The 21793-nt window shown below is 68.6% G+C and carries 17 protein-coding genes and 1 pseudogene; 8 read left to right on the top strand and 10 right to left on the bottom strand.

Annotation, left to right across the window (positions count from 1 at the left end; genetic code table 11):
* Positions 1-132: 132 nt before the first annotated feature.
* The 3 genes from LXM88_RS17510 to LXM88_RS17500 are packed head-to-tail and all read right to left on the bottom strand — an operon-like array spanning position 133 to position 3447.
* Complete coding sequence (locus LXM88_RS17510) at positions 133-1344, bottom strand: benzoate/H(+) symporter BenE family transporter (protein ID WP_262535318.1); 1212 nt, start codon at positions 1342-1344, stop codon at positions 133-135.
* A gap of 57 nt (positions 1345-1401) precedes the next feature.
* Positions 1402-2577: a vWA domain-containing protein gene (locus LXM88_RS17505; protein ID WP_262535317.1), complete on the bottom strand. Its 1176-nt coding sequence runs from the start codon at positions 2575-2577 to the stop codon at positions 1402-1404.
* Positions 2578-2604: 27 nt separating this feature from the next.
* Positions 2605-3447 (bottom strand): AAA family ATPase, encoded by an 843-nt coding sequence (locus LXM88_RS17500; protein WP_047901028.1) that lies wholly within the window; start codon positions 3445-3447, stop codon positions 2605-2607.
* Between the two features lie 245 nt (positions 3448-3692).
* On the opposite strand from LXM88_RS17500, the gene LXM88_RS17495 reads away from it, so the two are divergent.
* Together LXM88_RS17495 and LXM88_RS17490 are read left to right on the top strand one after the other, a co-directional pair.
* Positions 3693-4052, top strand: a complete 360-nt coding sequence (locus tag LXM88_RS17495; RefSeq protein ID WP_011352793.1) for a c-type cytochrome — start codon at positions 3693-3695, stop codon at positions 4050-4052.
* Between the two features lie 40 nt (positions 4053-4092).
* Positions 4093-4452 (top strand): c-type cytochrome, encoded by a 360-nt coding sequence (locus tag LXM88_RS17490; protein ID WP_047898680.1) that lies wholly within the window; start codon positions 4093-4095, stop codon positions 4450-4452.
* Between the two features lie 82 nt (positions 4453-4534).
* Here LXM88_RS17490 and LXM88_RS17485 read toward each other — a convergent pair whose 3' ends face one another.
* The gene (locus LXM88_RS17485) at positions 4535-5002 is read right to left on the bottom strand and encodes a DUF1841 family protein (RefSeq protein ID WP_412524110.1); all 468 of its coding nucleotides are present in this window, start codon (positions 5000-5002) and stop codon (positions 4535-4537) included.
* Positions 5003-5263: 261 nt separating this feature from the next.
* Between LXM88_RS17485 and LXM88_RS17480 the strand changes: the two genes are divergently transcribed.
* Entirely contained in the window at positions 5264-6202 is a 939-nt protein-coding gene (locus LXM88_RS17480; protein ID WP_262535304.1) for a DMT family transporter, read from the top strand.
* A 103-nt stretch (positions 6203-6305) separates the two neighbouring features.
* On the opposite strand, the gene nth is transcribed toward LXM88_RS17480, so the two are convergent.
* Positions 6306-6950: an endonuclease III gene (gene nth, locus LXM88_RS17475; protein ID WP_262535303.1), complete on the bottom strand. Its 645-nt coding sequence runs from the start codon at positions 6948-6950 to the stop codon at positions 6306-6308.
* Complete coding sequence (gene rsxB / locus LXM88_RS17470) at positions 6947-7948, bottom strand: electron transport complex subunit RsxB (protein WP_262542868.1); 1002 nt, start codon at positions 7946-7948, stop codon at positions 6947-6949. The genes nth and rsxB overlap by 4 nt, the downstream gene beginning before the upstream one ends.
* A gap of 156 nt (positions 7949-8104) precedes the next feature.
* Between rsxB and LXM88_RS17465 the strand changes: the two genes are divergently transcribed.
* On the top strand, positions 8105-8737 hold the full coding sequence (locus LXM88_RS17465; RefSeq protein ID WP_047898676.1) for a TetR family transcriptional regulator: 633 nt from the start codon (positions 8105-8107) through the stop codon (positions 8735-8737).
* 81 nt (positions 8738-8818) lie between these two features.
* Here LXM88_RS17465 and LXM88_RS17460 read toward each other — a convergent pair whose 3' ends face one another.
* Positions 8819-10285, bottom strand: coding sequence for a polyhydroxyalkanoate depolymerase (locus tag LXM88_RS17460; RefSeq protein ID WP_262535300.1), 1467 nt, complete (start codon positions 10283-10285; stop codon positions 8819-8821).
* Positions 10286-10576: 291 nt separating this feature from the next.
* Positions 10577-12406: a glycoside hydrolase family 15 protein gene (locus tag LXM88_RS17455; protein ID WP_262535299.1), complete on the bottom strand. Its 1830-nt coding sequence runs from the start codon at positions 12404-12406 to the stop codon at positions 10577-10579.
* Between the two features lie 165 nt (positions 12407-12571).
* Between LXM88_RS17455 and LXM88_RS17450 the strand changes: the two genes are divergently transcribed.
* On the top strand, positions 12572-13816 hold the full coding sequence (locus tag LXM88_RS17450; protein WP_262535298.1) for a lactonase family protein: 1245 nt from the start codon (positions 12572-12574) through the stop codon (positions 13814-13816).
* A gap of 100 nt (positions 13817-13916) precedes the next feature.
* On the opposite strand, the pseudogene LXM88_RS37295 reads toward LXM88_RS17450, so the two are convergent.
* Together LXM88_RS37295 and LXM88_RS17440 are read right to left on the bottom strand one after the other, a co-directional pair.
* Positions 13917-15476, bottom strand: a pseudogene (locus tag LXM88_RS37295) (DNA translocase FtsK); the annotation flags it as partial.
* A 3387-nt stretch (positions 15477-18863) separates the two neighbouring features.
* The gene (locus LXM88_RS17440; RefSeq protein WP_262535294.1) at positions 18864-19409 is read right to left on the bottom strand and encodes an META domain-containing protein; all 546 of its coding nucleotides are present in this window, start codon (positions 19407-19409) and stop codon (positions 18864-18866) included.
* Positions 19410-19622: 213 nt separating this feature from the next.
* Here LXM88_RS17440 and purT point away from each other — a divergent pair, with 213 nt between their 5' ends.
* The 3 genes from purT (at position 19623) to LXM88_RS17425 (ending at position 21499) form a co-directional block, all read left to right on the top strand.
* The gene (gene purT, locus LXM88_RS17435; RefSeq protein WP_262535293.1) at positions 19623-20837 is read left to right on the top strand and encodes a formate-dependent phosphoribosylglycinamide formyltransferase; all 1215 of its coding nucleotides are present in this window, start codon (positions 19623-19625) and stop codon (positions 20835-20837) included.
* Positions 20838-20855: 18 nt separating this feature from the next.
* Positions 20856-21041: a DUF6726 family protein gene (locus LXM88_RS17430; RefSeq protein ID WP_262535292.1), complete on the top strand. Its 186-nt coding sequence runs from the start codon at positions 20856-20858 to the stop codon at positions 21039-21041.
* 80 nt (positions 21042-21121) lie between these two features.
* Entirely contained in the window at positions 21122-21499 is a 378-nt protein-coding gene (locus tag LXM88_RS17425) for an MliC family protein (RefSeq protein ID WP_262535291.1), read from the top strand.
* Positions 21500-21793 lie beyond the last annotated feature (294 nt).

Raw genomic sequence — 21793 nt, 5'->3', positions numbered from 1 at the left:
GAGCGCGGCGGCGAAGCGAAGCGGCGCCGGGCGCCGCTTTCGATCCATCATTTTAGGCCCGATTCGTGTCGGGCACGTTTTGGGACGTCCCGGGGCGTGCACGGCAACCGCCGCAGCGGGCGGCGAGCCGCGTCACGCGGGGCGTCGCGCGTTCAGGATCACCTGCGTGACGATCCCCGCGACGAGCCCCCAGAACGCCGAGCCGATCGACAGCAGCGTGAGGCCCGACGCGGTGACCATGAACGTGACGAGCGCGGCTTCGCGCTGCTTCACGTCCTGCATCGCGTTCGCGAGCCCGCTCATGATCGAGCCGAACAGCGCGAGTGCGGCGACCGACACGACGAGCGCCTTCGGCAGCGCTGCGAACAGCGCGGCGATCGTCGCGCCGAAGATCCCGGCGACCAGGTAGAACGTGCCGCACCACACGGCGGCCGTGTAGCGCTTCGCATGATCCTCGTGCGCTTCCGGCCCGGTGCAGATCGCGGCCGTGATCGCCGCGAGGTTCACGCCGTGCGAGCCGAACGGCGCGAGCAGCAGCGACGCGAGGCCGGTCGTCGCGATCAGCGGCGACGACGGCGTCTGGTAGCCGTCCGCGCGCAGCACCGCGATGCCCGGCACGTTCTGCGACGCCATCGCGACGACGAACAGCGGAATGCCGATGCTGACGATCGACGCGATCGAGAACGCGGGCATCGTGAACACGGGCTGCGCGAGCGCGATGTGGAAGCGGCTGAAGTCGAGCAGGCCGAGGCCGCCGGCCACCGCCGTGCCGACGATCAGCGTCGTCGGAATCGCATAGCGCGGCGCGAGCCGCTTGACGATCAGGTACGTGAAGAACATCGCGAGCACGAGCGCGGTCTGGAACTGCGCGGCGCGGAAGATCTCGATGCCGATCTCGAACAGGATGCCCGCGAGCAGCGCGGCGGCGATGCCGGCCGGAATCCGGCGCATCAGCGTGTCGAACAGGCCGCTCACGCCGATGGCCGTCAGCAGCAGCGCACACACGACGAACGCGCCGATCGCCTCGGCGTAGGGCACGCCGGGCAGCGACGCGATCAACAGCGCGGCGCCGGGCGTCGACCATGCGACGACGACGGGCGCGCGAAAGCGCAGCGACAGGCCGATCGTCGTCAGCGCCATGCCGATCGACAGCGCCCAGATCCACGACGAGATCTGCGCATCGGTGAGGTGGGCGGCGCGGCCGGCCTGGAACATCAGCACGAGCGAACTCGTGTAGCCCGTCATCATCGCGACGAAACCGGCGACGAGCGCCGAGACGGATGTATCGGCGAAAAAGCGGCGGCCGCCGGCGCGGCCAGCGCTCGCGGTGGGCAAGGGGTTCATGCTATCTCCGGGGGGAGGCCGCCCGGACGCGGCCTTCGTGTCTGCTGGGTGGTGTCGTTACTTGCTGAGTGCGCGCATCGCGGTTTCGAGGCCGGCGAGCGTGAGCGGATACATGCGATGGCCGAGCAGGTCGCGGATGACCGCGACCGACTGCCGGTATTCCCATAGCCGCTCGGGCTCGGGGTTCAGCCATGCATGATGGGGGAACTGGTCGGCGAGGCGCCGCAGCCACACGGCGCCGGCTTCGGGGTTGTTGTATTCGACCGAGCCGCCGGGCTGCAGCACTTCGTACGGGCTCATCGTCGCGTCGCCGACGAAGATCAGCTTGTAGTCGGGCGTGAACTTGTGCAGCACGTCCCACGTCGCGGTGCGCTCCGAGTGGCGGCGGCGGTTGTTCTTCCACAGGTGGTCGTACACGCAGTTGTGGAAGTAGAAGAATTCCAGGTGCTTGAATTCGGCCTTCGCGGCGGAGAACAGCTCTTCGGTGCGCTTGATGTGGTCGTCCATCGAGCCGCCGACGTCGAGCAGCATCAGCACCTTCACGTTGTTGTGGCGCTCGGGCACCATCCGCAGGTCGAGCCAGCCGGCGTTCGCGGCCGTGCTGCGGATCGTGCCGGGCAGGTCGAGCTCCTCGGCCGCGCCTTCGCGCGCGAAGCGACGCAGCCGCCGCAGCGCGACCTTGATGTTGCGCGTGCCGATCTCGACGGAATCGTCGTAGTCGCGGTACGCGCGCGCTTCCCATACCTTCACCGCGGTGCGGTTGCCGTTCGACGGGCCGCCGATGCGCACGCCTTCCGGGTTGTAGCCGCCGTGCCCGAACGGCGACGTGCCGCCCGTGCCGATCCACTTGTTGCCGCCTTCGTGGCGTTCCTTCTGCTCGTCGAGCAGTTCCTTCAGACGCTCCATCAGCTTGTCGAGCCCGCCCATCGCTTCGATCTGCGCCTTTTCCTCCGGCGACAGCTCGCGTTCGAGACGCTTCTCGAGCCACTCGAGCGGGATGTCGAACGCGTCGGTCGGCAGCGCGGACACGCCGTGGAAATACGCGCCGAACGCCTGGTCGAACTTGTCGAAGTACTGCTCGTCCTTGACGAGCGTCATCCGCGCGAGGAAGTAGAACGCGTCGATCGACGGCGAGATCAGCCCGGCCTTCAGCGCTTCGAGCAGCGTCAGGTATTCCTTCACCGAGACGGGCAGCTTGGCTGCGCGCAGCGCGTAGAAGAAATTGAGCAGCATGGCCGGGCCTTCGCGGGTGGGGGAGGATTACCGGTTGTGCCGGTTCATGTAGACGAGGCGTTCGAGCAGGCTCAGGTCCTGCTCGTTCTTCAGCAGCGCGCCCGCGAGCGGCGGCACGATCTGCTTCGCATCCACGCCGCGCAGCGCGTCGGCCGGGATGTTCTCGGCGAGCAGCAGCTTCAGCCAGTCGAGCAGTTCGGACGTCGACGGCTTCTTCTTCAGGCCCGACACGCCGCGCAATTCGAAGAAACTCTCGAGCGCCGCGCGCAGCAGCGCCTCGCGGATGTCGGGGAAGTGGACCGCGACGATCTTCTGCATCGTCGACGGGTCGGGAAACTGGATGTAGTGGAAGAAGCAGCGGCGCAGGAACGCGTCGGGCAGCTCCTTCTCGTTGTTCGACGTGATGATGACGAGCGGGCGGTGCTTCGCGCGGACCGTCTCGCGCGTCTCGTACACGTGGAATTCCATCCGGTCGAGCTCGCGCAGCAGGTCGTTCGGGAATTCGATGTCGGCCTTGTCGATCTCGTCGATCAGCAGCACGCTCGGGTGCTCGGCGTCGAACGCCTGCCACAGCACGCCCTTGACGATGTAGTTCGAGATGTCCTTCACGCGCTCGTCGCCGAGCTGCGAGTCGCGCAGCCGCGACACGGCGTCGTATTCGTACAGGCCCTGCTGCGCTTTCGTCGTGGACTTGATGTGCCACTGCAACAGCGGCATGTCGAGCGCGGCCGCCACTTCCTCGGCGAGCATGGTCTTGCCGGTGCCGGGCTCGCCCTTGATCAGCAGCGGGCGTTGCAGCGTCAGTGCGGCATTGACCGCGAGCTTCAGATCGTCGGTGGCGACGTAGTGCGAGGACCCTTCGAAACGCATGGCGGCGCTCTTCTTCATCGGGAAAAAAACCCAGTATAAGTCAGAAGGGCTGTGCGGTTGGGCCGCGCCCGCGTATCGTAGCGGGGCTGTGGCGGGGCGCACCGGGGCGCCTTGTGGACGCCTTCCCCGCCGACGCGGTACAATCTGGCCGTTTTTTTTGGCCTGCGTGGCGATCCGATAAGCAAAACGGCGCGGGCCGTTGCCGCTTTGGCGCCAGTTTCCCCTCAAGCTAGGTTACAAGAGCTATGAACAAATTCGTCGGCAAACACGTCGTTGTCGCAGCGCTCGTGGCGCTCGCGGGCAGCGCGCAGGCGGCCGGTGTGGTCGGCAACCCGAAGGACGGGGCGAGCAAGGCCGCCATGTGCATCGGTTGCCACGGCATCCAGGACTACCGCGCGGCGTACCCGGAGGTCTACCGGGTGCCTGTCCTCGGCGGCCAGAACCAGCAATATCTCGAGAACGCGCTGAAGGCCTATCGCAAGAAGGATCGTCACTTCCCGTCGATGAACGCGATCGCCGGTTCGCTGACGGACCAGGACATCGCGGATCTGGCGGCCTACTATGCCGTCCAGAAGGCCGACACGAAGGACAATCCCTACAAGTAAAGCGCGCGCCGCCGATCTCTCCGGCGGGACAGGAGCATTCATGAACAACGCATTCAAGACGGCGGCGGTTGCACTGGCGGCCGGCCTCGCGATCGGTACCGCGCACGCAGCGGACATCACGAAGGGCAAGGAACTGGTCGAATCGCACAACTGCGCGGCCTGCCACGGCGCGCAGATGAACAAGCCGATCAACGCCGAATATCCGCGCCTTGCCGGCCAGCATGCCGACTACCTCGTGTGGGCGATGCGCCAGTACCAGATGGGGCTGACGAACCCGCTGCTCGGCCGCAACAACGCGATCATGCAGGCGCAGGTGCAGAGCCTGTCGGTCAGCGACATGAAGGACATCGCGTCCTACATCGAATCGCTGAAAGAGACCGATCTCGTGTTCAAGAAGTAAGCGCGACGGGCCGGACAGGCCCGCGCAGCAAGAATACCCCGCCGAGGCGGGGTATTTTTTTGTCCGCGGCCCGGCGCCGCGCTCAGTCGCGCGACGCGCGGCGCAGGATGCGCTGCAGGTACGCGTCGGTATCGGGCGGCGTGTTGGTGCGTTGCGCTTCCCAGATCGTCTCGCCGAGGCATTCCATGATCGCGTGCTGCGCGTCGTGGGTCGAGTCGAGCTTCGCGGCCAGCTTGTCGTGCGCGGCGCGGATGCCGGGCGGCTGGTCGATCGACAGTTGCTCGCTGATCGCGAGATGCATCGACAGGTGCAGGAACGGGTTCGTGCGACCTTCCTCGGGCGTGTAGTTGCGCGCGGCCGCGCCGTCGGCATCGTCGAGTTCGGCGTGGTATTCGGGATGCTCGACGATCCAGTCGGCCGCGATCGCTTCCAGCGGCGTCAGGATCTCGCCCGCGCGCTGCTTGCGCCAGGTCTCGGTGAAAAAGCGACGGACTTCGTCGCGGCTTGGATTGAACATGGTGGGGAAACGTCGTGATTCGGGCGGCGTCATGCCGCGTCGCGCATTGTACGCCGGGTCGGCGGACGGCGCTGGCGGCGGGCTGGAGCGGTTGGTGCGGTTGGTGCGGCAGCGGTGGCGGGGCGGTCGGCCTGGCGGTGCGGATGCGCGGGGGCGCGGTGATGGTCGGTTGCCGCCGGTTGCGGCTGTTCCGTACCGGGGCAGCGGAACGGGTAAGCGCGGGCTAGGCTCGTGGCCGCCGCGCCGCTAAACTCCGACGTTTCCAGTCACCGCACCGTTCTCATCCGTTCCGTCATGACCGCCACCGCTCGCTCATCGTCCGCTGCTCTCCAGGGCACGCTCTACGTCGCGTTGTCCGCCGCCGCGTTCGGTGCGATGGCGATCTTCGGCCGCTACGCATACGCGGCCGGCGTCGACGTGCTCGGGCTGCTGATCGTGCGCTTCGCGATCGGCGGTGCGGTGCTCGCCGCGATCGCGCGCCACCGCCGCGTCGCGTGGCCGCGCGGGCGCGCGCTCGCGCCGCTCGTGGCGATGGGCGCGCTCGGCTACGTCGGCCAGTCGTTCTGCTATTTCAGCGCGCTGCAGCACGCGCAGGCGAGCCTCGTCGCGCTGCTGCTGTACCTGTATCCGGCGTTCGTCACGCTGCTGGCCGCGTGGTGGCTCGGCGAGCGCCTCACACGCGCGAAGGCCGTCGCGCTCGTGCTGTGCGTCGCGGGCTCGGCGCTGATGGTCGGCGGCGGGCACGGCGAGCCGCTCGGGATCGCGCTCGCGCTGGCGGCCGCGGTGATCTATTCGCTGTACATCGTCGGCGGCACGAAGGCGACGCGCGGCGTCGATCCGCTCGCGACCACCGCGATCATCTGCCTGTCGGCGACCGCGACGCTCGTGGCGATCGCCGTCGTGCGGACCGCGGCGTTCGGCGCGCCGCCGCGCTGGCCCGCGACGGCCGGCGGCTGGGCATCGATGCTCGCGATCGCGCTCGTCTCGACGGTTGCGGCCATGCTTGCGTTCTTCGCCGGGCTCGAGCGGCTCGGGGCCGCGCGCACGTCGATGCTGTCGACGCTCGAGCCGGTCGTGACGGTCGTGACGGTCGCGCTCGCGGCGCTGCTGTTCGGTGAAGCATTGTCGCCGCTGCAGTGGGCGGGCGGCGTCGCGATCCTTGCGGCCGTGCTGGCGCTCGTGCGCGCGGGCGGCGCGGCGGCCGACGATGCGACCGCGACGTCCAACGCGTAGTCGGGGAGGGGAAGGGCGCTGGCGTTGCGACGTCGGCTACGGGGTGGGTAGTGCCGGACCGGTTCGGTCGGCCGGCCCGGTGCATCTCTGTCGCGCCTGACGTTTACTCGTTGGGCGGCGGCGTCTTCGGCCTGAATTCGCACAGCGGCTCGATCGCGCAGTGCCAGCATTCGGGCTTGCGGGCCTTGCACACATAGCGCCCGTGCAGGATCAGCCAGTGATGGGCGTCCTGCAGGTATTCCTTCGGCGTGAACTTCTCGAGCGCGGCCTCGACGGCCCGCACGTCCTTGCCCGGCGCGAGCCCCGTGCGATTCGCAACACGGAAGATATGCGTGTCGACCGCGATCGTCGGCTGGCCGAATGCGGTGTTCAGCACGACGTTCGCGGTCTTGCGGCCGACGCCGGGCAGGCTTTCGAGCGCTTCGCGATCGGCCGGCACCTCGCCGTCGTAGCTATCGAGCAGGATCCGGCACGTGGCGACCACGTTCTTCGCCTTGGTCCGGTAGAGACCGATCGTCTTGATGTACTCGGTGACGCCTTCCTCGCCAAGCGCGACGATTTGTCGCGGGGTATTCGCGACCGGAAACATCTTCCGCATCGCCTTGTTGACCGACACGTCGGTCGCCTGCGCGGACAGCATCACGGCGATCAGCAACTCGAACGGCGTCGAGTATTCGAGCTCGGTGGTCGGATGCGGATTGAGGCTCTGCAGCGTTTCGTAGATCGCGCGTCGTTTGCTGGCGTTCATGGAGCGTTCTGGTCGGGCGGCGCGGACGGGCCGCCTTGGTCGTCGTTGCCTGCGTCGTGGTCGTTGCCATCCGCCGCGGCGTCGGCGTCGCGCTGCGCCTGCTGTTCGGCGAGCCGTTTGCGGCGGGCCTCGGCCGCGTCGATCTGCGCCTGGACGGCTGCGCTTACGCCTTCGGTGTTCTTCGGCCCGGCGCCTTGCCCGGAGAGTTCTTCCTTCTTCTTGCGCGCGCGTTCGAGCGCGGCGGCGATGATCGCGCGCTTCTTCGCGTCGGCATCGTCGGCGGCCGGTGCGGCGGCCGGCGCGTCGGGCGGTGCTCCGGGTTGTTCCGCGGCCGGCTTCGCAGCACTGGCACTGGCCGCGCGGCGGGCGGCGGCGCGCGCTTCGGCGGCCTCGCGCTCGCGGCGCTGGCGGGCGAGCCGGAGGTCATGGCGTTCGCGCGCGGCGTCGGCCTGCTCTTGCGACCATGCGTCCCAGCCCGTGCGATCGCCGGTCACGGGCAGCATCGCGATGCAGTCGACAGGGCACGGCGGCACGCACAGGTCGCAGCCGGTGCAAAGCGACTCGATGATCGTGTGCATCTGCTTCGGCGCGCCGACGATCGCGTCGACCGGGCACGCCTGCATGCACAGCGTGCAGCCGATGCACAGGTTTTCGTCGATGAATGCGACCGCGCGCGGGTGCTCGCTGCCGTTGACGGGGTTCAGCGGAATCACCGGCTTGCCGAGCAGGCCGGCGAGGCGCGCAATGCCTTCAGCGCCGCCGGGCGGACACTGGTTGTAGTTCGCGTCGCCGGCGGCGATGGCCTCGGCATACGGACGGCAGCCGTTATAGCCGCACTTCGTGCATTGCGTCTGGGGAAGCAGATCTTCGATGCGATCCGCGAGTGTTTTGGAGTCGGTCACGGTGACAACGGGCGCAGCGGCGCCGAATGGCTCTCGGCCGCGCGCGGCGCGGCCGGAAAGGTTTGCCAAAGCTCGATTATCGCCGATTTCCCGCATTGCGCTGGAAGCCGTCTGTGCGCATAATCGAACCGCTTTTTTGCAGGGGCTCAGCAGGAGGGCGGCCGTACGCGGCGCGCCCGTTCCAGGGCGGCCGGCGCCGAGGCGGTGGGGGTGCCGGTCCGGATCAAGCGGCTCACATAGCAAAACGCCACCATGAATCAGCCAAAAATCAAAAGAGATCCTGAAGGTACGCGCCGTCGCATCCTGATGGCGGCAGCCGAAGAGTTCGCGAGTGGAGGGCTGTTCGGCGCACGTGTCGACCAGATTGCGCGCCGGGCCGAAACCAACGAGCGCATGCTCTATTACTACTTCGGCAGCAAGGAGCAGTTGTTTACGGCCGTGCTCGAACACGCGTTCTCCGCGCTGACCGAGGCCGAGCGCGTGCTCGATCTCGACGGCGTCGCGCCGGTCGAAGCCGTCACGCGGCTCGCGCATTTCGTTTGGGACTACTACCGCGACCACCCCGAGTTGCTCAGGCTCATCAACAACGAGAACCTGCACGAAGCGCGCTACCTGCACAAGTCGACGCGAATCCGCGAGATGATGTCGCCGATCGTCGCGAAGCTCGGCAACGTGCTGATGCGCGGCCAGAAGGCCGGGCTGTTCCGTAGCGACGTCGATCCGCTGCGCTTCTATGTGACGCTGTCGGGGCTCGGCTACTACATCGTGTCGAACCGCTTCACGCTCGCCGCGACGCTCGGCCGCGACTTCACCGACACCGACGAGCGCGCGGAGATGGTCCGGATGAACACCGAGGTGCTGCTCGCGTATCTGCTGCGGCGCTGACGCGGCGATCATTCGCCGCCGGATGTAAAAACGCCGCCGTGCGCAGGCAACGGCGGCGTTTTTTCGTCGGAACGCGGTGCGTCAGGCGGCCTTGCGCGTGCGCACGGCTTTTGCGCGCGGGCTGCTGCTTGCGCGCTTCGCGGCCGGTGCGGCCTTCGCGGGCGCGGCGGCCGTGGCCGTTGCCTTCGCGCGCGTGCGCTTCGCCGCGGTGGCACGCGTCGTTTCAGCCGGCGTGTCGATGACCGGCACTGCCGTCAGCGTCGCGGCCGCCTCGGGGCGATCCTTCGTCGCGCCGTTCTTCGGCTCCGGCGCATGCTCGCGGATGAAGTCGCGCAACTGCGGGTAGATGATCGTGCGCCAGCGGCGGCCCGAGAAGATCCCGTAGTGACCGCATTTCTCGGCGGTCAGGCTGCGGCGATGATCTTGCGGGATGCCCGTGCACAGCTCGTGCGCGACGTGCGTCTGGCCGCTGCCCGAGATGTCGTCGAGTTCGCCCTCGATCGTCATCAGCGCGGTGTGCCTGATGTCCTGCGGGCGCACGCGCTCGCCGGCGACATCCCACGTGCCTTCGGCCAGCCGGAATTCCTGGAACACGACGCGGATCGTCTCGAGGTAATACTCGGCGGCCATGTCGAGCACCGCGTTGTACTCGTCGTAGAAGCGGCGGTGCGCTTCGGCGTCGTCCTCGTCGCCGCGCAGCAGGCTCTGGTAGAAATCCCAGTGCGATTGCGCGTGCCGTTCCGGGTTCATCGCGACGAAGCCCGTGTGCTGCAGGAAGCCCGGATAGACCTGGCGGCCTTCGCCCGGATAGTTCGCGGGCACCGTGTGGATCACGTTGTTCTCGAACCACGCGGTCGAGTGCTGCGTCGCGAGCGAGTTCACCGACGTCGGGCTGCGGCGCGCGTCGATCGGGCCGCCCATCATCGTCATCGTGAGCGGCGTATCCTCGCCGCGGCTCGCCATCAGCGAGATCGCCGCGAGCACCGGCACCGTCGGCTGGCACACCGAGATCACGTGCAGGTTGCGCGCGCCGATGTGACGGATGAATTCCTGGATGTACGCGATGTAGTCGTGCAGGTGGAACGGGCCGGTCTCGACCGGCACCATCCGCGCGTCGATCCAGTCGGTGATGTAGACCTTGTGATCCTGCAGCAGCGTGCGCACCGTGTCGCGCAGCAGCGTCGAGTGGTGGCCCGACAGCGGCGCGCAGACCAGCACGACCGGCTCGTCCTTCAGTTGCGTGACGGCGTCGGCGTCGTCCGAATAGCGCTTGAAACGCAGCAGCCGGCAGAACGGCTTCTCGACGATCGTCTGCTCGACGATCGGGATGTTGTGGCCGTCCTTGACGATCTGATGAAGGTTGAATTCGGGCTTCTCGTAATCCTTGCCGAGCCGGTACATCAGTTCGTAGGCGGCGGCCATCCGCGTCGCGCCCGGCATCAGCGAGAACGGGCTGGACGGATTGGCGAACGATTTGGAGGCGGCCTGGGCCCAGGCCGTGAGCGGGCTCAGCATGGCCCGCTGGAATTCGTGCAGTTGGTAAAGCATGCAGACTACTCCCGCGTGGGGGACGGTGCGCAAGGGCGGCGTGGGGCGTCGCGGCGTGCCGTGGGGGTCAGCGGCCGGCCATGTTGCACTGCGGCCGGACAATCGCGTCGATCATATCGGACAACGATGGGTGGTGCAATGCAACATTTCCCCGATTTTTCATCATAATTTTGCGATTTGACGTTCTCTCAAGAAAGCGCTGGGCCGCCCCAAGTTTTCTTGACCCCCTCGGGGGGCCTGGCGCGAAGCGACAGGTCCGGGGGCGCTCTGAACAAGCCGCCCGTGCCCCGTTCAGCGCCCGGTGGCCATCGCCGGCGCGGGCTGGCCGGCCGCGCGCGCCATCGCGTCTTCGTGGTGCATCAGGTTCATCGCGGTATGCACGAGCGCCACGTGCGAGAACGCCTGCGGGAAGTTGCCGACGAGCCGCCCGGCGACCGGGTCGTACTCCTCCGCGAGCAGCCCGAGATCGTTCGACAGCGACAGCAGCCGGCTGAACAGGCGGTGCGCGTCGTCGATCCGGCCGAGCAGCGCGTAATTGTCGACCAGCCAGAAGCTGCATGCGAGAAACGTGCCTTCGCCGGGCGGCAGGCCGTCGTCGTAGTCGGTCGTGCGGTAGCGCATCACGAGGCCGTCGTGCAGCAATTCCCGCTCGATCGCGTCGACGGTGCCGACGATGCGCGGGTCTTCCGGCGGCAGGAAGCCGAGCAGCGGCATCAGCAGCACGCTCGCGTCGAGTTCGTCGCTGCCGTAGCTCTGCGCGAACGCCTGCTTGCCTTCGTGCCACGCGTTGTCGCAAACGTCGGCATGGATCTGCTCGCGCAGCGCGCGCCAGCGGTCAAGCGAGCCGGGCAGCCGGAACATCTCCGCCGACTTGATCGCGCGGTCGAACGCGACCCACGCCATCACCTTCGAGAACGTGAAATGGCGGCGGCCGCCGCGCGTTTCCCAGATTCCCTCGTCGGGTTCCCGCCAGATCTTCTCGAGATGGTCGAGCAGCGCGCACTGCACGGACCAGACCGTGTCGTCGGCCTGCAGGCCGCCCACGCGTGCGAGGTGCAGCGCGGCCATCACCTCGCCGAACACGTCGAGCTGGAGCTGGTTCGCGGCGCCGTTGCCGATGCGTACCGGCTTCGAATCCTGATAGCCGGGCAGCCAGTCGAGCTCCATTTCCGGCAGCCGGCGTTCGCCGGCGATCCCGTACATGATCTGGATCTGCTCGGGCGAACCGGCCATCACGCGGCCGAGCCACGAGCGCCACGCGCGCGCCTCGTCGAAATGGCCGCCGCGCATCAGCGCGAGCAGCGTGATCGTCGCGTCGCGCAGCCAGCAGTAGCGGTAGTCCCAGTTGCGGTTGCCGCCGATCTTCTCGGGCAGCGACGTGGTCGGCGCCGCGACGATGCCGCCGGTCGGCTCGTAGGCGAGCGCCTTCAGCGTGATCAGCGAACGGCGCACGGCGGCCGCGTAGCGGCCCTGCACCTGGCAGCGGCCCGACCATTCGAGCCAGTAGTTCTCGGTGCGCGCGAGCATCGACAGCGGATCGCGCGCGGGCGGCAGCCGCAGGTGCGAGGCCGCATAGCTGAGCGAGAACGGCACGCGTTCGTCGGCGCTCACCGTGAATTCCGCAAGCGTATGAAGATTCTTGCCGGTCAGCGGCACCGGCGTGCGCAGCACGACGGTGTCGGGGCCGGCGATCGCCTTCATGCCGTCCTCGCGGGTCAGTTGCGTGACCCACGGGATCGAGAAGCCGTAGTCGAAGCGCAACACGAGTTCCATGCGCATCTTCATCGTGCCGTGGCGGCCGACGACGATCCGCACGAGTTCGGACCAGCCGTTGCCGGGCGGCATGAAGTCGATCACGGTGACGGCGCCGTCGGCGCTTTCGTAATCGGTTTCGAGAATCAGCGTGTCGCCGCGATAGCGGCGGGTCGTGTGCGTGATCGCGGCGTCGGCGGCCGGCGCGAGCAGCCAGCGGCCGTGCTCGGGCGTGCCGACGAGCGCCGCGAAGCAGGCGCCCGAATCGAAGCGGGGCCAGCACAGCCAGTCGACGGAGCCGTCTTTCGCGATCAGCGCGGCGGTGTGGCCGTCGCCGACGAGGGCGTAGTCTTCGATCAGGGCGGGCATGGGCAGGCGATCCTTGGGTATTCGAGTTCACAATGCGGACGGCGGCGGCCGGACTTCACGTGCCTGCGCCGCGCCCCGTATACTCGGCCGGGCGGCGGAGCGCATGAACGGCCGGCGTTTCGTCCTATCTCAACACTTGAAGCGACTCGATGCAAGGAGGATTCAATGCCCAGCCGTTTACGCGAGCGTGACGCACGCGCTTCGACACGAGGGTTCCCGCTTAGGCTCGCTCACTGGATGAAAGGTTTCGCGATCGTGCTCTCCCTTTCCGCGACCCACGCATTTGCGCAGCAATCGCCCGTCCCGGCCGACGGCGTCTACAACCTGCTCGTCGGCACCTATACGGGCGGCGGCAGCGACGGGATCTATGTTTACCGCTTCGATACGAAAACCGGCAGCGTCGCACCGGTGTCGTCGGCGAAGACCGTGAATCCGTCCTATCTGTTGCCGAGCCGCGACGGTCGCACCGTCTACGCGGTCAACGAACTGCCCGGCGACGACGGGCCGGCGACGCAGCGCGGCGGCGTCAGCGCATTCCGCTTCGACGCGAAGACGGGCGCGCTGACCTTCATCGACCGCGTGTCGTCGGAAGGGAACGATCCTTGCTACCTCGCGCTGTCGCCGGACGGCAAGTACCTCGTGACGGCCAACTATTCGGTCGCGGCGGATCCGGGCGGCAGCTTCGCGGTGTTTCCGCTGCGCGACGACGGCGCGGTCGGCCAGGCCGTGCTGACCGTGCACCATGAAGGCACGGGGCCCGTGAAGGGCCGCCAGGACGGCGCGCACGTGCACTCGACGGTGTTTTCGCCGGACGGCCGTTACCTGTTCGTGCAGGATCTCGGCGCGGACAAGATCTACGGCTACCGCTATACGGTGGACGGCAGCCGCGGGCTGATCGGCCCGACCGACACGCGCTACACGCCGGTGAAGGCCGGTTCGGGCCCGCGACACATGGTGTTCAGCGCCGACGGCCGGTTCGCCTACGTGACGAGCGAGCTCAACGCGTCGGTCGAGGTGCTCGGCTACCACGACGGCAAGCTGACGCCGGTCGAGACGCTGCCGATGACGGCGCCGGGCTTCAAGGGCAAGATCGGCGGCGGCGCGATCCACCTGTCGCCGGACGGCCGCTTCCTGTACGCGAGCAACCGCGGCGACGCGAACGACATCGTGATCTACGCGGTGAACCAGGCCGACGGCCGGCTGAAGCACGTCGGCCGCCAGTCGAGCCTCGGCAAGACGCCGCGCGAGTTCCTGATCGATCCGACCGGCAAGTGGCTGATCGTCGGCAACCAGGACAGCGATACGTTCTACGTGTTCAGTCGCGATGTCGAAACGGGGCAGCTCGGCGCGAATCCGCAGAAGGTCGCGGTCGGCAAGCCGGTCGACTTCAAGCTGGTGCCGGCGCTGTAAACGACAAAGGGCGCTGCCGATGCAGCGCCCTTTGTGTTCCGGGGCGGCCGGTTGTCCGGTGCGTCCGCCCTGGTTGATGGCGGCAGGCCGGCCGCCTGGCTCAGTCGGCCGCGGCCGGCACGAGCACCTCGCGGCTGCCGTTGATGCCCATCGCCGACACGAGCCCGGCCGCTTCCATCTGCTCGACGAGACGCGCGGCGCGGTTGTAGCCGATGCGCAACTGCCGCTGCACCGACGAGATCGACGCGCGCCGCGTGCGCACGACGAACGCGACGGCTTCGTCGTACAGCGGATCGGCTTCCGCGTCCGGCGCTTCGCCGAACAGGTCCTGCGTCGCGCCGTCGGCGGCCGGGCCGTCGAGAATCCCTTCCTCGTACTGCGGCTCGCCGAACTGCTTCAGGTACTCGACGATCCGGTGCACTTCCTCGTCGGCGACGAACGCGCCGTGCACGCGCTGCGGATAACCGGTGCCCGGCGGCAGGAACAGCATGTCGCCCATCCCGAGCAGCGATTCGGCGCCCATCTGGTCGAGGATCGTGCGCGAGTCGATCTTCGACGACACCTGGAACGCGACGCGCGTCGGGATGTTCGCCTTGATCAGGCCCGTGATCACGTCGACGGACGGACGCTGCGTCGCGAGGATCAGGTGGATGCCGGCCGCACGCGCCTTCTGCGCGAGGCGCGCGATCAGCTCCTCGATCTTCTTGCCGGCGACCATCATCAGGTCGGCCAGTTCGTCGATCACGACGACGATCAGCGGCAGCTTCGACAGCGGCTCGGGATCCTCGGGCGTCAGCGAGAACGGGTTGCCGATCTTCTTTTCCTTCGCTTCCGCGTCGCGGATCTTCTGGTTGAAGCCCGCGAGGTTGCGCACGCCGACGGCCGACATCAGCCGGTAGCGCTTTTCCATTTCGCCGACGCACCAGTTCAGCGCGTTCGCCGCGAGCTTCATGTCGGTGACGACCGGCGCGAGCAGGTGCGGGATGCCTTCGTAGACCGACAGCTCCAGCATCTTCGGGTCGATCATGATGAGCCGCACGTCCTCGGGCGTCGCCTTGTACAGCAGCGACAGGATCATCGCGTTGATCGCGACCGATTTGCCCGAGCCCGTCGTGCCCGCGACGAGCATGTGCGGCGCCTTCGCGAGATCGGTGACGACCGGGTGGCCCGTGATGTCCTTGCCCATCGCGATCGTCAGTTGCGACGGCGAATGCTGATACTCGCGCGAGGCAAGAATTTCCGACAGGCGGATCATCTGGCGCTTCGCGTTGGGCAATTCGAGGCCCATGCAAGTCTTGCCGGGAATCGTCTCGACGACGCGGACCGACGTGAGGCCGAGGCCGCGCGACAGGTCCTTCATCAGGCCGACGATCTGGCTGCCGCGCACGCCGAGCGCGGGTTCGATCTCGAAGCGCGTGATCACGGGGCCGGCCGATGCGCCGACGACCGTTACCGGCACCTTGAATTCCTGCAGCCGCTGTTCGATCACCTGGGCCGTTTGCGCGAGGTGTTCCTCGGTGATCATTTCGACGTCGTCGGACGCGGGCTCGAGCAGGTCGAGCGTCGGCAGTTCGACGTTGAACGACGCGGGCGCGTGGAATTCGAACGCGTTCGGGCGCGGCTGGCGCGCGGGGATGTCGGTTGCGGCGGGCGCGGCCGGTTCGGTCGCGCTGGTGGCGATTGCATCGATGGGTGCGGCAACCGGGATCGTCGGCACGGCGGCGACGGTCGCCGGCGCGGGCAGGCCGGTGCCGGGAACGGTTGTTGCCGGCACCGGTGCGGCGGCCGATGCGACCACTGGTGGTGCGGACACATTCGGCGCCGACCAGCTCGCCGACGATGCGGCAGGGGCGGGCGGCGTTGCGAACGTCGTGGTTGCCGCAGGCGCCGATGCGATCGGCACGGGCTGCGTCGCGGTCGTTGCCGAGATGGACGTCAGCGATCCGGTCGCGGCGACAGGCGAGCCTGCGATCGGTTGGGCCGGAGCCGTCGCAGCCGTGGTCATCGGGGTGACTGCGCTTGAGGACGGTGTCGTTACGACGGACGCGGCTGGCGGAACAGGCAGGCTGGCCGCCGGTTGCGGTGCGGTTGTGCCGGATCCGCCGAATGTCGAGCCGGTCGACGAGGTTGCGGTGTTGGCCGAAAGAGTCGGCGCGGGCACGAAAGGCTGCGAGCCGGACGCGACATTCACAGGCGTCGCGGGAGCGGGCGTAGGCGTCGCCGCCGATGCGGGTTGCGTCGTCGAACCGGATACCGAACCCGACATGCCGGTCGTCGACGGCGTCGCGGCGTGCGTGACGGTCGATGCGCGGTGGAGTGAACCGTAAGTCTCGCCTGTAACGCCGACCGGCGTCGACGATGCGACCGATGCGACTGTCGATGCCGATGCGGCCGGCTGCCAAGGCGAAGCGGATGCGGTGCCGTTTGCGCTGACCGGGGAAGTCGCCGCGATCGATGCAACGGTCGGCGCCGAGGCGGTGGCGGCCAGTTGCGAAAGCGCAGCGGATGCCGTGCCGGTTATGCCGACCGGGGAAGTCGATGCGATCGGTGCAATGGTTGATGCCGACACGGCCGGCTGCGAAAGCGAAGCGGACGCAGTGCCGGTTACGCCGACCGGCGCCGTCGATGCGACCGATGCAACGGTCGATGCCGACACGGCCGGCTGCGAAAGCGCAGCGGATGCCGTGCCGGTCACACCAGCCGGCGAAGCGCTGTCGGGCGCAATGTTCGACGCAGACGCAGGTACCTGCACGGTCGAACCGTGAGCGCCGCCGCCGAACGGCGAAGTAGTGGCGGCCGAAGCCGTCGGTGCTGCGGCAAACGGTTGAGTTGCCGGCGATTTCGGCAGTTCCGCGGAGACGGCCGTATATGTCGTTGCAGGTTGCCCCGTCGGCGGAATCGACGGTGTCCGCGTCCACTCTGTCGCGGGCGTGGCGCCCGGCGCGATTGCCGACACCGGCGCTACACGTTCTGCGGCTTTCGGCTCTGCGCCTTCCGGTGAGATACGCGATGCAGTCAGTGTCGACGCTGCCGCCAGCGGCACGGTGTCGGAAATGGCGCGCGTCGATGTTTCGGCGAGCGACGAAGAGGGGAGGGCCGCAAACGGAGCGATCCCCCCGGCGGATTCGACGTCGGCGTGAGCATCGGCGAGGCTCTGCGGCGCACGGGCCGGTGCATGGCGATCGATCGCAGGCGACGGTTGCGCTTCGTATTTGTCGTCGGTATCGACGGACGCAACCGGTTTGCTCGCAGCGATGTCGTGAACCGTCGCGTCTTGCGGCGGCGCGGAGGACGCATCGGCCGGCTCCGATCCCATCGCGTCCGTCAGCGATACGTCGAACGCGGAAACCGGCTGGCTGGCGAGGTCTTCCCAGGGAGCGAGGTCGATTGGCGCGTCGAACGACGGCGCGGCGGGCGCATCGTCGGCGCGCCGGATCCCGAGGGCGCCGTGATGCGAAAACACCGGATTGTCGATGCCGGTATCCGGCAGCGTCTGCGGGACGAAATCGTCGAACGCCGTGACGCCTGTATCGGCAACCGGAGCATGCGTCATGCCGGACTCTGCCGGCATGAACGCCTCCAGCGCGATCGGCGCGTTGTCGTCGTAGGCGGGTGCCGCATCGCGCTCGACCGGGGCGCTGGCGTCATGGGGCGCGACGCCGTGCGTCGCGGAGACGAACCCGTTCGACACGGCCGCCGACACCGGCGCGGCAACGCTGCCGGCTGCCGCTGCCATACCGGCCACGGTTGCGCCTGCCGCCGCCGCGTGCGTGGCATCGGCCGACTGCGAACCGCCGAGCGTGGCCCATTGCGCGGTGCTGGCCTCGATCGATCGCAGCGTGTCGTGAACGCTCGGCGCCGGCGTGATCGGTGCGGCGGGCTTTTCCGTCCATGCATACAGCGGCGCGCGCGTTGGCGTTTGCGGCGCCGGGCGGCGTCGCGCGGTGTCCGGCGGCAGGCCGGCCGCGCCGGTTCCCGCGACCGGTCGCACCGGCGGGCGCGGCGGCGCGCTGGCCGGCCGCGGCGCGACCGCGGTGCGCGGAGCGGTCTGCTTCAACGCCGCGGTGGCCGGTCGCGCGGCCGTCGGCCGCGGCCGGACCGGTTCGAATCCGACCGGAAGCGGGGCGGGATCGGGGCGCGGCACTTGCGCGTTCGCCGCCGCGCGCGCGAGGCTCGCGGTGCTGCCGGTTGTCGGCGGCGGCATCGCGCTGGTCGGGAGCGGCGCGGGCGGTGCCGGCATGCTGCTGCGACCGGTCGCGGTCGGCTTCAGCCAGCCCGACGGCGCGACGGGTTCCGCGTGCGGACGCGGGGGCGTCTTGCTGCGCGGCTTCGGCCGCGCCTGCGGGTCGGGTTTCCACAGCGTCGGGCGCGAATACCGGCCGTTCTGGCGCGGCGCCATCGAGTTGACGGTATGCGCGGTAGTCGGCTGCACGATGTCGTCGTCGCGATGCAGCGCGCTGCGCGGCAGGTCGGCGATGCCGCGTGCATCGTCGTCGCCGCCGTCGCGCGACAGCTTGACGCCGAACGACGTGTCGACCCATGCGGCGAACTGGCGCCAGCCGATGCCGCTCAGCCAGGGCAGCCCGGCGAAGAACAGCACGACCATCGCGACCGGCGTGCCGATCGGGCCGAGCACATGGGCGAAGCCGGCGGAAAACGCATGGCCGAGCGCGTTCGTGTCGGGGCCCGACAGCGGGCTCGTCAGCGTGCAGCTCGCAACGAACACCGCGGCGAAACCGAGCCACAGGCGGATCGAGCCGCGGCCTGCGAGCCCGCCGCCGCCGGGCAGCATCGCCTGCACGAGACGCCAGAAGAGAAGGAGGAACCAGACGGCGGAGATGCCGAACCAGCCGAAGACAACCGTGTGCATGCTTTGAAACAGGAGTGGGGAGGGGCGCGCGGGGCGCGACCCGCCGAGTTTAACCGGCCGGCGAACAAGATTCTAAGGCGGCATGAATTCGTTTCACGCCGCGCGGCGCGTGTGTCCGGCACATGCGCGCGACGCGCAACGCGAAGGCGGTCGGCCGGCCTTCGCGCGCGCGGTGCATCAGGGGCTCCGGTGCGTGAAGGTCAGCGTAGCGCCGGCATTGGTTACGATCTGCAATTGCTGCGGCTCGCGCATCTGCACGCCGGTCTTCTCGATGTGGGCGAGCGCGTCGAGGTACGCGTGTTCGAGCTGGCCGCCGAGCGTATTCGGGCAGGCCATCCGCGTGCCGGCGAGTGGCCCGAAGCTCAGCAGGCCGTTCTTGATCGCGTAGGTGCCCATGTAGCGGTTGCAGCCCGAGAACCCGCTGGCGCGCCGGATGCCCGAATCGGTGGACAGCGCGAGCTTGATCGGCTCGCCGTTGTCGCCGTGCGGGATCGTGCGCTGCGTGCCGTCGGCGTTCAGCCAGTTGGTGAGTTCCCAGTTGGTGTCGTCGAGCAACTGGACGGCGGCCGGATTGTACGGATCGGGCGCGTGGGCGGCGGAATCGGGGTGGGTCGGCATCGCGCAGGCGGCGAGAAGCGTGGCAAGCGTCAGCGCGCAGAGGGGCGCGCGCAACGGGCGAAGCAGGCCGGTGCGTGCGCGTGCGGCCGCGGACAGGTGGGACATGAGCCTCGTTCCTCATCGGATTCTGATCAAGGCGTAAGAGTAACGCACCCGCGCCGCGACAGGCGAGCCGACACTTCGCGCGTGAAAACGTTCGCAGCCTGCCCGCGAGCGGCGCGCGGCCGGGCAGCGGCGCGGCGAAACGCGCCAAACCGGCGTCGTGGCGCGTGTTAACATCGGAGCCGTTTTCGTCCTCCACCAGAAGCGGGAAATCACATGCAGATCGGTCAGCGGCTCGGTACGCCGCTTTCACCCTCGGCCACGCGCGTCATGCTGCTCGGCGCCGGCGAACTCGGCAAGGAAGTCATCATCGCGTTGCAGCGGCTCGGCGTAGAAGTCATCGCAGTCGACCGCTATCCGGATGCACCGGGCCATCAGGTCGCGCATCGCGCGCACGTGATCGACATGACGGACGCCGCCGCACTGCGGGCGATCGTCGAGGCCGAGCGCCCGCACCTGATCGTGCCCGAGATCGAAGCGATTGCGACCGACGCGCTCGCGGCGATCGAGGCGGCCGGCCTCGCCGAGGTGATCCCGACCGCACGCGCGACGCAGCTCACGATGAACCGCGAAGGAATCCGCCGGCTCGCGGCCGAGGAGCTCGGCCTGCCGACGTCGCCGTATGCGTTCGCGGATTCGTTCGAAGCGTTCAGCGCGGCGGTCGCGAAGATCGGCATGCCGTGCGTCGTGAAGCCCGTGATGTCGTCGTCGGGCAAGGGGCAGTCGGTCGTGAAGACCGAAGCCGACGTGAAGTCCGCGTGGGACTACGCGATGGCGGGCGGGCGCGTGAACCACGGCCGCGTGATCGTCGAAGGCTTCATCGATTTCGAATACGAGATCACGCAACTGACCGTGCGCGCGATCGACCCGGCGACGCTCGGCACGCGCACCTACTTCTGCGAGCCGGTCGGCCACGTGCAGGTCGCGGGCGACTACGTCGAGTCGTGGCAGCCGCAGCCGATGAGCGCGGTGGCGCTCGAGAAGTCGCGCGAGATCGCGCACAAGGTCACCGAGGCGCTCGGCGGGCGCGGGATGTTCGGCGTCGAGCTGTTCGTGCGCGGCGACGACGTGTGGTTCTCCGAGGTGAGCCCGCGGCCGCACGATACGGGCCTCGTCACGCTCGCGTCGCAGCGCCAGTCCGAATTCGAGCTGCACGCGCGCGCGATTCTCGGGCTGCCGGTCGATCCGGCGCTCGGTACGCCGGCCGCGTCGGCCGTGATCTACGGTGGCCTCGACGAGCGCGGGATCGCGTTCGAAGGCGTGCGCGACGCGCTCGCGGTGCCGGGCGCCGACCTGCGCCTGTTCGGCAAACCGGAAAGTTTTGCGAAGCGGCGCATGGGCGTCGCGCTGGCGACCGGCGCGACCGTCGACGAAGCCCGCGAACGCGCGAAGCGCGCCGCCGCGGCCGTGCGGCCTGTGTCGGCCCGCTGACGGAACGAGGAGAGGACGATGGCGCCGATCTGGCTGCGTATCGGAAAGCTGGGCGTCGCGCTGGCGCTGGTCGCGAGTCTCGCGGGTTGCGGCGTCGCGGCCGCACCGTGCCGGGTCGCATCGGCCGGGCTCAAGATCGTGCCGCTCGTCGGCCATCTCGCGGCCGCGCCGACCGACGCGTGCGCCGACGTCATCGATCCCTGACAGCGCGACCCAACGCGAAACCAGCAATAACCGCGCGCCCCGCGAGGGCGCGCTTCCACCCGTCTCGTGAGAGGACCTGCATGATTCGCCAAACCGTCGCCGCACTCGCGCTCGCCGGCACCGCCGTTTCGGTCGCGCATGCCGCGCAACTGACCGTCGAAGAGATCGACGCCGATGCGCGCCAGCAGACCGTCTACCAGTGCGCGAACCAGAAGCAGCCCGTGCGCGTGTCGTACTGGCTCGCGGGCAACGGCCAGAGCTTCGCGCTCGTGCCGGTCAACGGCCGGCAACTGCTGTTCGTCGATACCGTGTCGGCTTCGGGCGCGCGCTATCAGGCCGGCCGCTATACGTGGTGGACGAAGGGCAAGGAAGCGACGCTGCGCGACGAGATCGCCGACCAGAAGTCGCCGCCGCTGCTTGGCGATTGCGTACAGGTCGAGAAGAAAAAGAAGGGCTGAGCGCCGGGCGCGATCGCGGATCGTGCGCGCCCGTGCTTGCCGGCCGCCGGACCTGACGGTTCGGCGCTCGGGCGGGTCGCGGGCGCCTGGGCAACGCAATCCTGAATCTGGCCCTTATATCCCTTGCCGGCCGGTCGGGGTAGCCCGATCGGCCGGTTCGCCGACCGCGCGGGGCCGTACGGGCCCGCCGCGCGAACCGCCGTTGCGGCCGTTCGCGGCGTTGTCACGGACAGATGGCCGCGCAGTGCTACAATACGGCCCTTTCCGCCGGCATTCGCGCCGAACGGAGTCCGC

Source organism: Burkholderia sp. S-53 (assembly GCF_025560745.1).
In the GTDB taxonomy this organism is placed as follows: Bacteria; Pseudomonadota; Gammaproteobacteria; order Burkholderiales; family Burkholderiaceae; genus Burkholderia; species Burkholderia pyrrocinia.
This window is presented reverse-complemented; position numbering and strand designations above follow the sequence as displayed.